The sequence below is a fragment of the Agrococcus sp. SCSIO52902 genome (genome assembly GCF_022983135.1).
Lineage (GTDB): Bacteria > Actinomycetota > Actinomycetes > Actinomycetales > Microbacteriaceae > Agrococcus > Agrococcus sediminis.
Genome location: NZ_CP095269.1, coordinates 2,557,765 through 2,570,236, shown reverse-complemented (window position 1 = coordinate 2,570,236; position 12,472 = coordinate 2,557,765). Strand labels below are relative to the sequence as shown.

General features: G+C 73.1%; 13 protein-coding genes and 1 pseudogene. 12 read left to right on the top strand and 2 right to left on the bottom strand.

The genetic code is table 11. The features are described from left to right. Nucleotides 1-52: 52 nt before the first annotated feature. Nucleotides 53-946 (top strand): metallophosphoesterase, encoded by an 894-nt coding sequence (locus MU522_RS12660; protein WP_246991493.1) that lies wholly within the window; start codon nucleotides 53-55, stop codon nucleotides 944-946. After that, a complete protein-coding gene (locus MU522_RS12655; RefSeq protein ID WP_246991483.1) occupies nucleotides 947-1,849 on the top strand; it encodes a tyrosine recombinase XerC in 903 nt (300 codons plus the stop codon). A 97-nt stretch (nucleotides 1,850-1,946) separates the two neighbouring features. On the opposite strand, the pseudogene MU522_RS12650 reads toward MU522_RS12655, so the two are convergent. Continuing rightward, nucleotides 1,947-2,324: pseudogene (locus MU522_RS12650) on the bottom strand (M23 family metallopeptidase); the annotation flags it as partial. 265 nt (nucleotides 2,325-2,589) lie between these two features. On the opposite strand from MU522_RS12650, the gene rpsB reads away from it, so the two are divergent. The 8 genes from rpsB to MU522_RS12610 all read left to right on the top strand — a co-directional run bounded on the left by rpsB (nucleotide 2,590) and on the right by MU522_RS12610 (nucleotide 8,307). Next, on the top strand, nucleotides 2,590-3,519 hold the full coding sequence (rpsB, locus tag MU522_RS12645) for a 30S ribosomal protein S2 (RefSeq protein WP_246991481.1): 930 nt from the start codon (nucleotides 2,590-2,592) through the stop codon (nucleotides 3,517-3,519). Between the two features lie 10 nt (nucleotides 3,520-3,529). Then, nucleotides 3,530-4,357, top strand: a complete 828-nt coding sequence (gene tsf / locus MU522_RS12640) for a translation elongation factor Ts (protein ID WP_246991479.1) — start codon at nucleotides 3,530-3,532, stop codon at nucleotides 4,355-4,357. 121 nt (nucleotides 4,358-4,478) lie between these two features. Continuing rightward, a complete protein-coding gene (gene pyrH / locus MU522_RS12635; RefSeq protein WP_128188707.1) occupies nucleotides 4,479-5,192 on the top strand; it encodes a UMP kinase in 714 nt (237 codons plus the stop codon). A 42-nt stretch (nucleotides 5,193-5,234) separates the two neighbouring features. Then, complete coding sequence (gene frr / locus MU522_RS12630; RefSeq protein WP_128188706.1) at nucleotides 5,235-5,789, top strand: ribosome recycling factor; 555 nt, start codon at nucleotides 5,235-5,237, stop codon at nucleotides 5,787-5,789. Between the two features lie 22 nt (nucleotides 5,790-5,811). Next, entirely contained in the window at nucleotides 5,812-6,741 is a 930-nt protein-coding gene (locus MU522_RS12625; protein WP_246991477.1) for a phosphatidate cytidylyltransferase, read from the top strand. Between the two features lie 31 nt (nucleotides 6,742-6,772). Beyond that, nucleotides 6,773-7,321 (top strand): DivIVA domain-containing protein, encoded by a 549-nt coding sequence (locus tag MU522_RS12620; RefSeq protein ID WP_128188705.1) that lies wholly within the window; start codon nucleotides 6,773-6,775, stop codon nucleotides 7,319-7,321. Between the two features lie 48 nt (nucleotides 7,322-7,369). Further along, the gene (locus MU522_RS12615; RefSeq protein ID WP_246991475.1) at nucleotides 7,370-8,023 is read left to right on the top strand and encodes a lytic transglycosylase domain-containing protein; all 654 of its coding nucleotides are present in this window, start codon (nucleotides 7,370-7,372) and stop codon (nucleotides 8,021-8,023) included. After that, the gene (locus tag MU522_RS12610; protein ID WP_128188703.1) at nucleotides 8,023-8,307 is read left to right on the top strand and encodes a hypothetical protein; all 285 of its coding nucleotides are present in this window, start codon (nucleotides 8,023-8,025) and stop codon (nucleotides 8,305-8,307) included. Before MU522_RS12615 ends, MU522_RS12610 begins: the two co-directional genes overlap by 1 nt. 16 nt (nucleotides 8,308-8,323) lie before the next feature. On the opposite strand, the gene MU522_RS12605 is transcribed toward MU522_RS12610, so the two are convergent. Continuing rightward, the gene (locus tag MU522_RS12605; protein ID WP_246991473.1) at nucleotides 8,324-9,391 is read right to left on the bottom strand and encodes an AI-2E family transporter; all 1,068 of its coding nucleotides are present in this window, start codon (nucleotides 9,389-9,391) and stop codon (nucleotides 8,324-8,326) included. A gap of 187 nt (nucleotides 9,392-9,578) precedes the next feature. On the opposite strand from MU522_RS12605, the gene MU522_RS12600 reads away from it, so the two are divergent. Together MU522_RS12600 and MU522_RS12595 are read left to right on the top strand one after the other, a co-directional pair. Beyond that, nucleotides 9,579-11,507 (top strand): hypothetical protein, encoded by a 1,929-nt coding sequence (locus tag MU522_RS12600; protein ID WP_246991471.1) that lies wholly within the window; start codon nucleotides 9,579-9,581, stop codon nucleotides 11,505-11,507. Then, the gene (locus MU522_RS12595; protein WP_246991469.1) at nucleotides 11,507-12,448 is read left to right on the top strand and encodes a tetratricopeptide repeat protein; all 942 of its coding nucleotides are present in this window, start codon (nucleotides 11,507-11,509) and stop codon (nucleotides 12,446-12,448) included. Before MU522_RS12600 ends, MU522_RS12595 begins: the two co-directional genes overlap by 1 nt. Nucleotides 12,449-12,472: the final 24 nt, after the last annotated feature.

The following is a 12,472-nucleotide window of genomic DNA, read 5'->3' as shown; positions in this document are numbered from 1 at the left end:
CTGCCACGGCGCGCTGGGCGACGCCGGCGCGCCCGCTGGATAGCCTGTGCGCGTGAGCTACGGCATCCACCCCGAACCGGCCGCGGTGATCGCGCACCTGAGCGACACCCACCTGCTGGCCGGCGGCGCGCTGCTGGGCGGCCTCGTCGACACCGAGGCGCACCTGCGGCAGACCGCCGAGCGCCTGCGCGTCGCCGCTGCCGACGCGCACGCCATCGTCGTCTCCGGCGACGTCGCCGACCTCGGCGAGCCCGAGGCGTACGCGCTCGCGCGCGAGATCCTCGAGCCCGTCGCCGACGCGCTGGGCGCGCCCATCGTCTGGACGGCCGGCAACCACGACGAGCGCACCGCGATGCGCTCGGCGCTCGGCATGCGGGGAGCGCCGCGCGACCCGATCGACTCGGTGACCGAGGTGGCGGGGCTGCGCATCGTCGCGCTCGACACGAGCCTGCCGGGCTGGCACCACGGCGGCTTCGACGAGGGGCAGGCGGAGTGGCTCGCCGCCGCACTCGGCGATCCGCCCGCGCTCGGCTCGGTGCTCGTGATGCACCACCCGCCGCTGCCGTACCGCAGCAGGCTCATGCGGCTGCTCGAGTTCCGCGACGAGCAGCGGCTCACCGAGGTGCTCGACGGCGCCGACGTGCGCGCGATCCTCTCGGGCCACCTGCACGTCGACGGCTCCGGCACGTTCGCCGAGGTCCCCGTCGTCCTCGCCGGCGCCACGAGCTACGCCGACGACCTCGCCGGCCCGCCGCCCGCGATGCACGGCATCGACGCCGCCCAGTCCTTCAACCTCGTCGAGGTCTACGCCGACGCGATCGCCCACTCGGTCGTCCCGGCGCTGCCGCACCCGAGCCGCGAGACGATCCCGGCGCACCTCGCCGAGCAGGTCCATGCGCTCGACCCGGCCGAGCGGATGGAGCGGTTCAGCAGGAAGCCGGACTGAGTGCGCCTCGACGACGCGATCGACGGCTACCTCGCGCACCTCGAGCGCGAGCGCGGCTACTCGCCGAACACCGTCCGCGGCTACCGCGGCGACCTCCGCAGCCTCGCCGAGCACTGCGCCGCCGCCGGCATCGACGACGCGGCGGCGCTCGACATCGAGGTGCTCCGCGACTGGCTCTACGCGAGCACCGAGGCCGGCATGGGCAAGGCCTCGATCGCGCGGCGCAGTGCCGCCGCGCGCGGCCTCAGCCGCTGGGTCGCGGCGCACGGCGGGCAGGACGTCGCAGGCCGCCTGCGCACGCCGAAGCGCGACCAGCACCTGCCCCGAGTGCTCTCGCGACAGGCGATGGACGGCGTGCTCTCGAGCCTCGTCGCCGCCGCCGCCGAGGGCGACCCCGTCGCGCTCCGCGACCTCGCCGTCGTCGAGCTGCTCTACGCGAGCGCGCTGCGCGTGAGCGAGCTCGTCGGGCTCGACGTCGACGACGTCGACCTCGAGCGGCTCACCGTTCGCGTGACGGGCAAGGGCGCCAAGGAGCGGGTCGTGCCGTTCGGGCGGCCCGCGCTCGACGCGGTGCTCGACTGGATGCGCGTCGGCCGCGACCGGCTCGCCGACCCGGCCAAGCCGCATCCGGCCCTCTTCCTCGGCGCGCGCGGCGGCCGCCTCGGCCAGCGCCGCGTGCACGAGCTCGTCACGGGACTGCTCGAGGCGGTGCCCGGCTCCGGCCCGCACGGGCCGCACACCCTCCGCCACACCGCCGCGACGCACCTGCTCGACGGCGGCGCCGACCTCCGCGCGGTGCAGGAGCTGCTCGGGCACGCGAGCCTCGGGACGACGCAGATCTACACGCACGTGTCGCTCGAGCGGCTCGCCGACGCCTACCGCACCGCCCACCCGCGGGCCTGATCGCTCCGCCCGCGGGCCGGCCGGCCGACCGCTTGGCCGCGCGCATCGGCAGCAGCACCGGCCGCTCGACGCCCAGCAGCGGCAGCGGGTCGACGTAGGCGCCGTGCAGCCGCGCACCGAGGTGCAGCCGCGCCCCGCCCGCCGCGTGGCCGGGCAGCAGCACGCCGATCCGCTGGCCCCGCTCGACGGCGTCGCCCGCAGCCACGGAGGGCTCGACGGGCTCGAAGCTCGACACGAGCCCGTCGGCGTGCTCGATCGACACCACGGGGCGGCCGGCGACCGGCCCCGCGAAGCGGACGACGCCGTCGTCGGGCGCGAGCACCGCCGAGCCGGCCGGCGCGGCGATGTCGATCCCGCGGTGCCCCGGCCCGTAGGCGCTCGCCGGCGCGTCGAAGGCGCGCACGACCTCGTGCGGCTCGACCGGCCACGCCCACGGCGCGAGCGCCGCGGCGACGAGGAGGGCGAGGATGCGCATCCCGGCATGGTGCCGAGGATCGTCCGCTGCGCGTGCGGGCGACCGCCCGCGAGGTGGAGAACCGCCGACGCGGCACGCGTCCGCCGAGCATGTAGCATGGGAGGGCATCGCGTGTGCGATGACTTCGCGTGCCCGTCACGACGACACCTCCTCCCGGTCCAGCAGCTCGAGCCCCGTGCCCGCGCGGCTGGCGGCGGTGCGTCAGGGCGCCAGGGGCTCGACCGACCGGTCGGGCCGGCAACCAGAACAGAAGAAGGAGGCGGCCATGGCCGTCGTCACGACTCGCCAGCTGCTCGACAGCGGCGTCCACTTCGGGCACCAGACCCGTCGCTGGAACCCCAAGATGAAGCGCTTCATCTTCACGGAGCGCTCCGGCATCTACATCATCGACCTGCAGCAGTCGCTCGCCTACATCGACAAGGCGTACGACTTCGTCAAGGAGACCGTCTCGCACGGCGGCACCGTGCTGTTCGTCGGCACGAAGAAGCAGGCGCAGGAGTCGATCGCCGAGCAGGCGACGCGCGTGGGCCAGCCCTACGTCAACCAGCGCTGGCTCGGTGGCCTCCTCACCAACTTCAACACGGTCTCGAAGCGCCTGAGCCGCATGAAGGAGCTCGAGGAGCTCGACTTCGAGGACACCACGCAGGGCTACACCAAGAAGGAGCTGCTGCTCAAGAAGCGCGAGCTCCTGAAGCTGCAGAAGTCGCTCGGCGGCATCCGCAACCTGCAGCGCACTCCCTCCGCGCTGTGGATCGTCGACACCAACAAGGAGCACCTCGCAGTCGACGAGGCGAAGAAGCTCGGCATCCCGATCATCGCGATCCTCGACACGAACTGCGACCCGGATGACGTGCAGTACCCGATCCCGGGCAACGACGACGCGATCCGCTCCGTCGCGCTGCTGACGAAGATCGTGGCCGACGCGGCCGCCGAGGGCCTCATGCAGCGCCACGGCGGCGGCGCCGACGCCGAGGCCGAGCCGATGGCCGAGTGGGAGCGCGAGCTGCTCGCCGAGCAGACGGCCGAGCAGGCCGCCCCCGCCGCTGAGGAGCCCGCCGCGGAGCAGGCCGCCGCCGAGGAGCCCGCCGCAGAGCAGGCCCCCGCCGAGGAGCCCGCCGCCGAGGCGCCGGCAGCCGACGAGGCCGCCGCTCCCGCCGAGACCACCGAGGACGCCGCCGCGTCCGAGTCGAAGTAAGGACCAGCGCATGGCAAACATCAGCATCGCCGACCTCAAGATGCTGCGCGAGCAGCTCGGCACCGGCATGAGCGACACCAAGGCGGCACTCGAGGAGGCCGGCGGCGACGTCGACAAGGCCACCGAGATCCTGCGCCTGAAGGGCGCCAAGGGCAACGCGAAGCGCGCCGACCGCTCCACGAGCGAGGGCCTCGTCGCCGTCGCCGAGGGCGAGGGCGCCGTCACGATGATCGCGCTCGGCTGCGAGACGGACTTCGTCGCGAAGAACGAGAAGTTCATCGCGCTCGCCGACCGCGTCGTCGCCGCCGTCGCCGCATCGGGCGCCGCCGACCTGGGCGCCGCGCTCGCCGCGCCGGCCGAGTCGGGCACCGTGCAGTCGATCATCGAGGAGCAGGCCGCGACCATCGGCGAGAAGATCGAGCTCACGAAGGTGGCCCGCATCGAGGGCGCCGAGCACGCGGTCTACCTGCACCGCACGTCGAAGGACCTGCCCCCGCAGGTCGGCGTCGTGGTCGCCTACACGGGCGACGACGCCGAGACCGCCCGCGCGGTCGCGCAGCACATCGCCATGTTCGACCCCACCTACGTCTCCCGCGACGAGGTGCCGGCCGAGCAGGTCGAGAAGGAGCGCGAGCTCGTCTCGGAGATCGCGCGCGGCGAGGGCAAGCCCGAGGGCGCCCTGCCGAAGATCATCGAGGGCCGCCTCACCGGCTTCTTCAAGCAGATCGTCCTGCTCGACCAGGACTACGCACGCGACAGCAAGCAGACCGTCGCCAAGGTGCTCGAGGCCGCAGGCCTCGCCGTCACCGGCTTCGCCCGCTTCAAGGTCGGCGCGTAGCCACGACGCGCACGACGGAGGGCCGGGGGAGACCCCGGCCCTTCGTCGCGTCCCGGCCGGTGCGCGACAGGATAGGCTTCTGCACGGCCCGCGCTCGGGTCGAGACCCCCAGGAGGAGCCCATGCCAGCACAGCCGCGCCGCAGAGTCCTCCTGAAGCTGTCGGGCGAGGCGTTCGGCGGCGGCGCGCTCGGCGTGAACCCCGACGTGGTCTCCTCCATCGCGAAGCAGATCGCCGAGGCGGCCGAGACGGTCGAGATCGCGATCGTCGTCGGCGGCGGCAACTTCTTCCGCGGCGCAGAGCTCAGCCAGCGCGGCATGGAGCGCGGCCGCGCCGACTACATGGGCATGCTCGGCACGGTCATGAACGCGCTCGCGCTGCAGGACTTCCTCGAGCAGGCGGGCGCCGAGACGCGCGTGCAGTCGGCCATCCAGATGACGCAGGTGGCCGAGCCGTACATCCCGCGCCGCGCCGAGCGCCACCTCGAGAAGGGCCGGGTCGTGATCTTCGGCGCCGGTGCCGGCCTGCCGTACTTCTCGACCGACACGGTCGCGGCGCAGCGCGCGCTCGAGATCGACGCCGATCAGGTGCTGGTCGCGAAGAACGGCGTCGACGGCGTCTACTCCGCCGACCCCAAGCACGACCCCACCGCCACCCGCTTCGACGAGATCACCTACCAGGACGCGCTCGTCAGCGGCCTCAAGGTCGTCGACTCGACGGCCTTCAGCCTGTGCATGGACAACCGGATGCCCATGCGGGTGTTCGGGATGGACGGCGAGCGAGCGCTCACCAAGGCCATCCTCGGCGAGCCGGTCGGCACGCTCGTGCGCGCCTGACCGGCGCCCGCCCATAGAATCGACAGCGACGGAAGGAACCCTGTGATCAGCGACGTTCTGGCTTCGGCCAAGGAGAAGATGGCCCAGTCGATCGAGGTCGCGAAGGACGACTTCCAGACGGTGAGCGCGGGTCGCGCGAACCCGGCGCTGTTCCAGCGCGTGAACGTCGACTACTACGGCTCGCCGACGCCGCTGCAGCAGCTCGCGTCGTTCCAGCAGCCCGAGGCGCGCGTGCTCATCATCACGCCGTTCGACAAGGGCGCGCTCAAGGACATCGAGCGCGCGATCGTGAACGCGCCGCACCTCGGCGTCACGCCGTCGAACGACGGCAGCATCATCCGCATCACGATGCCGGAGCTCACCGAGGAGCGCCGCCGCGACTACGTGAAGATCGTCAAGGACAAGGCCGAGCAGGCCCGCGTCGCGATCCGCAACGTGCGCCGCCAGGCGATGACCGACCTCGACAAGCTCTCGGGCGAGGTGGGCGACGACGAGATCGCGCGCGCCGAGAAGGAGCTCGAGCTCGCGACGAAGCAGGCCGTCGACGGCATCGACGAGGCGGCGAAGAAGAAGGAGTCCGAGCTCCTCGAGGTCTGACCGAGGAGTCGGGAGGCGACGCGTGCGACGCGAGCATCGGAGCGCCGCCGAGATCGAGGCCCAGATCCAGGCGCAGATCCACGCGGCGAGGGACCAGATCGAGGCGACCCGCGCGCGGGTGAACAAGCGCACCGGCCGCGACCTCGCGGCAGCGGTCGCCATCGGCGTCGTGCTGGGCGCCGTGCTGCTCGCGAGCCTGCTGTGGGTGAAGACGCTCTTCATGCTCTTCGCGACCGTCATGGTCGGGTTCGCGCTGTACGAGCTCGCGAGCGCGCTCCGCTTCGCGGGGCGCGACGTGCCGCGCATCCCGCTCGTGCTCCTCGGCAGCGCGATCGTGCCGATCACCTGGTACTTCGGCGCGGCGGGCCTGTGGTGGTCGACGCTCGGCGCGATCGGCATCGTGGCCGTCGTGCGCCTGGTGGAGCTCGCGTCGCCGACGACGCGCACGGGCCGCGGCGCGGTGTTCGCCGACATCACCGGCGGGGCGCTCTGCATCGGCTACGTCGCGGTGCTCGGCGCCTTCGCCGCGCTGCTGACGTCGCAGGAGGGCGGCCAGTGGTGGACGCTCGCGATGATCATCATGACGACGGTCATCGACACGGGGGCCCTCGCCGCCGGCGTCTGGCTCGGCAAGCACAAGCTCGCCCCGCGCATCAGCCCCGGCAAGACCTGGGAGGGCCTGCTCGGCGGGGCGGTGCTCGCGACCGCCGCGGGCATCGCGCTGTCGGTGTGGATGCTGCAGCAGGAGTGGTGGTTCGGCTTCATCCTCGCGGCGCTGCTCGTCGCGACCGCCACGGTCGGCGACCTCGCGGAGTCGATCATCAAGCGCGACCTCGGCATCAAGGACATCGGCTCGTTCCTGCCGGGGCACGGCGGCTTCCTCGACCGCCTCGACTCGATCCTGCCGAGCGCCGTCGTGATGATGGCGCTGTTCCAGGTGGTGCACGCGTGACGCACGGCCGCGCGCTGGCATCATGGATGCGATGAGCACGTTCCCGAGAGCCCGGCGGTCCCAGCCCGGCTACGACATCGAGCAGGTCGAGGACTTCCTCGAGGATGCTCGGCGCGCGTACGCGACCGACGCCCGGGCCGCGACCGCGATCGACTCGGCCACCATCCGCCGCACGAGCTTCCCGATGCAGAAGGGCGGCTACTCGCCCGCGCACGTCGACGCAGCGCTCGAGCGCCTCGAGGAGGCGTTCGCCCGCCGCGAGCACGAGCGCGGCGTGCTCGAGCACGGCGAGGAGGCCTGGTACGCCCGGGTGCGGGAGCGCGCGCAGGAGACGCTCGAGCAGCTGCGCCGCCCTGAGGGGGAGCGCTTCCGCCGCGTCAGCCGCATCTCGCGCGGCTACCGCGTCACCGACGTCGACCGCTTCGCGCAGCGCATCGCCGAGTACCTCTCGGACGGCCCCGAGATGACCGCGCGCGAGGTGCGCACGGCCCAGTTCGACGCCCAGTTCGGCGGCTACGACGAGGACGAGGTCGACCACCTGCTCGACACCGTCGTGAGCCTGATGCTGGCGGTGCGCTGACCGCCCGAGCCTGGGCGTCGTTACCGTTCCGTGATACGGTCGGTCCTCGTGTTCACCCGATCCTCCTCCGCCGGCGCGCGCTCGACGCGCACCCGCGGCGTGCTGTCGGGCCTGTCGCTGCTGGCCGCCGCGGGCTTCGTGCTCGTCTCGGTCGCCGCCGACCCGACGCAGCAGGTGATGGCCGAGCCGGCCTCCCTGCCGAGCGAGAACCGGCCCGGGCAGGATCTGGGCGAGATCACCGGGGAGCAGGCGTCGTTCGTGCGCGACGAGATCGTCGTGCACACGCCGACGCCGACGCCTACCCCCACACCGGAGCCCGAGCCCGCGGCCGCCGCCGAGGCATCCTCCTCCGGCCAGCAGGCCGCATCCATCAGCATCCCCGCCGTCGCCGCGCCCAACCCGGGCAGCGCGCAGGAGATCGCGCGGCAGATGGTGCTCAGCCGCGGCTGGGGCGAGGGGCAGTACTCCTGCCTCTACAGCCTGTGGCAGCGCGAGTCCAACTGGAACGTGTACGCGCAGAACAGCTCGAGCGGCGCCTACGGCATCCCGCAGGCGCTCCCGGGCTCGAAGATGGCGACGCACGGCGGCGACTGGCAGACCAACCCGGTGACGCAGATCAGCTGGGGCCTCGACTACATCGCGGGCCGCTACGGCACCCCGTGCGGTGCCTGGGGCCATTCCGAGCAGGTCGGCTGGTACTGATGCCCTCGCGGCGGCCGAGTCGCCGCGCGCAGCCGTACGTGCCGCTCGACGTCGACCGCCTGATGCAGGGCGCCGCCCGCGTCGAGCGACGCGCGGGCGCCGAGTGGCACGTGCAGCCGATGGCGCCGCGGAGCGCCGTCAAGGACTACGTGTGCCCCGGATGCGGCGGCACGGTCGTGCAGGGCACGGCGCACGTCGTCGTGTGGCGGGCCGACTCGATCTTCGGTGACCGCGCGATCGAGGATCGCCGCCACTGGCACACCGGCTGCTGGCGAGCCGCCTAGCAGCCCGCGGCGCGCGTCAGCGCAGGTCCTGCCTCGGGATGACGACCTCCTTGAGGATCAGCTGGATCGCCGCGGCGACCGGGATCGCGACGAGCGCGCCCAGGATGCCGAGCAGCGTGCCGCCGATGAGCGCCGAGAGCACGACCACCACGCCGGGCACCTTGACCGCGCGGTTCATGATCTGCGGGCTGATCACGTAGGCCTCGAGCTGCATGTAGATCAGGTACCAGATCGCCACCGGCAGCGCCGTCTCGGGGCCGTCGAGCAGCAGCACGAGCAGCGAGATGATGACCGACGCCGAGATGGTGCCGACGAGCGGGATCGTCGAGGCGATGAGCGCGAGGAACGCGTAGACGCCGGCGAGCTCGGAGCCCACGATCGACAGCACGATGAACGAGAGGATGCCGTTCAGCACGCCGAGCGCGCCCTGGCCGAGCACGAAGCGCCCGACCGACTTCATGATCTGCTCGGCGATCTCGATGAACTTCGGCCGCGACGAGGCGGGCACGAGCCGGTACATGCCCGACTTGAGCGAGGGCAGCGAGCCGGTGAAGTAGAGCATCAGCACGACGACGATCAGCAGCCCGCCGAGCGCGAAGAGCACCTGCACGGCGCCGCCGACGATGCCGGCCGCGATGTCGGCCACCCACGGCGGGAGGCTCGACCAGGTGTCGAAGTCGCTGAGCGCGCCGCCGAGCTGCTCGAGCGAGCCGTCGACGTCGAGCTGCGGGAAGGTCTCGCGCACCCAGTCGAGCACGCTCTCGAAGGCGCCGCCCTCGATCTCGGCGACGATCGACTGCACGAGCACCGCGAACTGCGCCACGATCGTCGGCACGATCAGCCACGTGGCGCCGGTGAGGCCCGCGACGATGACGAGGAAGATGAGCAGCACCGCGGCCCAGCGCGGCACCTTGCGGCGGATGAGGAACTGGATGACCGGCTCGACGCCGAGCGCGAGGAAGATGCCCGCGAACGCCCAGACGAGCACGGTGCTGATCTGCTGCACCGAGGCGCCGATGGCGATGGCGAGCAGCACGCCCAGGCCGCCCACGAGTCCCAGCAGGAAGCCGTTCCGAATCTTCACACTGCGGATCCTATGGCGGTGCCGAGGAGGCGGCCGCCAGGCGCGCGGCCGCGGGGGCTTGGCACAGCGGCCCCTGTCTCGGTACCCTGGAGGCTTGCCCGCTCATCGTCGTCCCCTCCGGGCGGCGTGCTGGATCCCTCGGCGAGCGTGAAAGGACTTCTGACCCGTGCGATACATCCTCGCGGCCGTGAGCCTCGTGCTCTCGCTCGTGCTGCTCGGACTCGCGATCGGCCAGCGCACCGTCTGGGCCCCGCCGGACACGATCGTCTCCCAGCTCGAGGAGTCCCCGGACTCGCAGCTGCTGCTCATCTCGGGCGAGACGATGAACGCGCACGACGGCCGCCAGACGGTGACCATCACGGCGGATGGCCCGATCAACGCCGTGGTCGGACGCGATCACGACGTGCTCGGCTGGGTCGGCGACGCGGCGCACTCCGTCGCGAGCATCGACGACACGCAGACGATGGCGCTCGAGGAGCAGGCGGGGAACGAGGAGCCGCTGCCGGAGCTCGCGGGCGGCGACCTCTGGATCGAGGAGCACCTCGGCGAGGGCGAGGTGCGGATCCCCATCGACCTGCCGGTCGGCTACTCGCTGCTCATCGCCGGCGAGCCCGGCCAGGCGGCTCCCGCCGATGTGCGGGTGGAGTGGCCGTTCGACGCCAAGACGCCGCTGTTCGGGCCGCTGCTCACCGCGGGGCTCGTGCTGCTCGCGCTCGCGCTGCTGCTGTTCCTGCTGGCGCTGCGCCGCCACCGCCGCAGCCGCGGGCCGCAGCGCCGCTCGCACCGCGAGCTCTCGCGCGCCGAGCGCCGGGCGCTGCGCCGCGAGGCGCGCGAGGGGCTGCCGCGGCCGCAGGGCGCCGTCGCCGCGGGCGAGGCGCGCCCCGCGCTCGAGCCGGCTGACGCCGAGGGCTCGGATGCGTCTCCGGTGGACGCCTCGGACGGCACGTCCGTCGATGGCACCGACGGCAGCGCGCCCGCCTCGACCGACGAGGGCATCGCATCCGCCCCCGACGGCGCCGAGCAGGACCGTGGGCGCGGCCGTGCCGAGCGCGCCGCCGCGCCGCGCCGTCGTCGCCTGGGCCTCGTCGCCCTGCCCGTGATCGCCGTCGTCGGGCTCACGGGCTGCGGCCCGCAGTACTGGCCGAGCGCCGAGCCGGCGGCGACGAGCGACGCGGCGCCGCAGCCGACGAGCCTCGAGGAGACGCTGCCCCCGGTCGCGCTCACCGAGTCGCAGTTCACGCGCGTGCTCGAGTCGACCCGCGAGGCGGTGGCCGAGGCCGACGAGGCGCTCGACATCGAGCGAGCCGCCGATCGCCTGGCGGGCCCTGCGCTCGACGCGCGCCGCACGAACTACGAGGTGCGCTCGCAGAACGGCGAGCTCCCGGCGCTCCAGGGCATCCCCGACGGCGACGTCGAGCTGCTGCTGCCGCAGCAGACCGAGGTCTGGCCGCGCACGGTGATGGCCGTCGTGGGCTGGGAGGACGGCGCGCAGGCGCAGTCGACCCTCGTCTTCCAGCAGACCGACGCGCGCGCCGACTACCGCCTCGTCTACCAGATGACGCTCGCCTCGGGCGTGCAGTTGCCGGCGGTGGCGAGCCCGACGATCGGCGCCGCGAGCCTGCCGGGCGACACCCCGCTGCTGCTGCACCGCCCCGACGAGATCACCTCGGGCTACGCGAGCGTGCTGCTGCGTGGCGACGAGTCGGAGTACGCCTCCTGGTTCCAGGAGGAGGGCGACGCGCTGCGCGAGGCCGTCGGCCGCGCCGCGAAGGACGAGCTCGTGCAGCGCCCGGAGTTCGAGCTGTCGCTGCTCGAGTGGGGCGCCTCCGACGACGAGCAGGCGCCGCTCATGCTCGTCACGAACGAGGGCGGTGCGCTGCTCGCGACCTCCTTCACCGAGACGCAGCGCGCGACGCCGCGCGAGGAGGGCGTCGAGATCGAGGCCCGTGACGGCGCGGGCATCCTCGCCGGGGTCGAGCAGTCCGACACCGGCATCGAGACGACGTATCAGATCCAGGTGCTCTTCGCCGTGCCGCCGGCCGGCGCTCCGGAGGGCACGCAGATCCAGGTGGTGGGCTACAGCCAGTCGCTCCTGGACGCGAGGGAGGTCGGCTGATGAGCCAGGAGCACGTGCCCGCATCGCTCGGGGGAGCAGTCGACCTGTCGGCGCTCGCCGCCCGGCACCAGCAGGCGGCGTCGCCGCGGCCCGAGGCCGCGCCCGCCGCGCAGGGCGCCGCGACCGGCGTCGTCATCGACATCACCGACGCCGACTTCGGCGCCGTGGTCGAGCTCTCCGAGCGGGTGCCGGTCATCATCGACATCTGGGCGGAGTGGTGCGGGCCGTGCAAGCAGCTCTCGCCCGTGCTCGAGCGCCTCGTCGAGGCCCAGCGCGGCCGGCTCGTGCTCGCGAAGGTGGACGCCGACCGCAACCCGCAGCTCGTGCAGGCCTTCAATGCACAGTCCATCCCGACGGTCGCCGCGGTGATCGGCGGCCGCCCCGCGCCGCTGTTCACCGGCGCACTGCCCGAGGAGCAGGTGCGCGACGTGCTCGAGCAGGTGCTCGCGTTCGCCGAGCAGCAGGGCATCACCGGCAGCGTGCCCGTCGGCGACGGCGAGCCCGCGGGGGAGCCGGAGCCCGAGCCCGTGCCGCCGCTGCACCAGGAGGCGTTCGACGCCATCGAGCAGGGCGACTACGAGACCGCGATCGCCGCGTTCGAGAAGGCGATCGCGCAGAGCCCCCGCGATGCGGAGGCGATCGCCGGGCTCGCGCAGGTGCGGCTGCTGGCGCGCCTGCAGGGCCGCACGGCGGATGAGATCCGTGCGGCCGCGGCCGAGCGGCCGGGCGACCCGGAGGCGCAGATGCTCGCCGCCGACCTCGATCTCTCGGGCGGGCACGTCGAGGACGCCTTCCTGCGCCTGCTCGACCTCATCGGCAGCCTGACCGGCGACGAAAAGCAGGACGTGCGGCTGCGCCTGCTCGACCACTTCGAGATCGTCGGCCTCGACGACCCGCGCGTGCACGCGGCGCGCCGTCGCCTCACGACGCTCCTGTACTGACCCGCAGCACCTGACGCCGAAGGG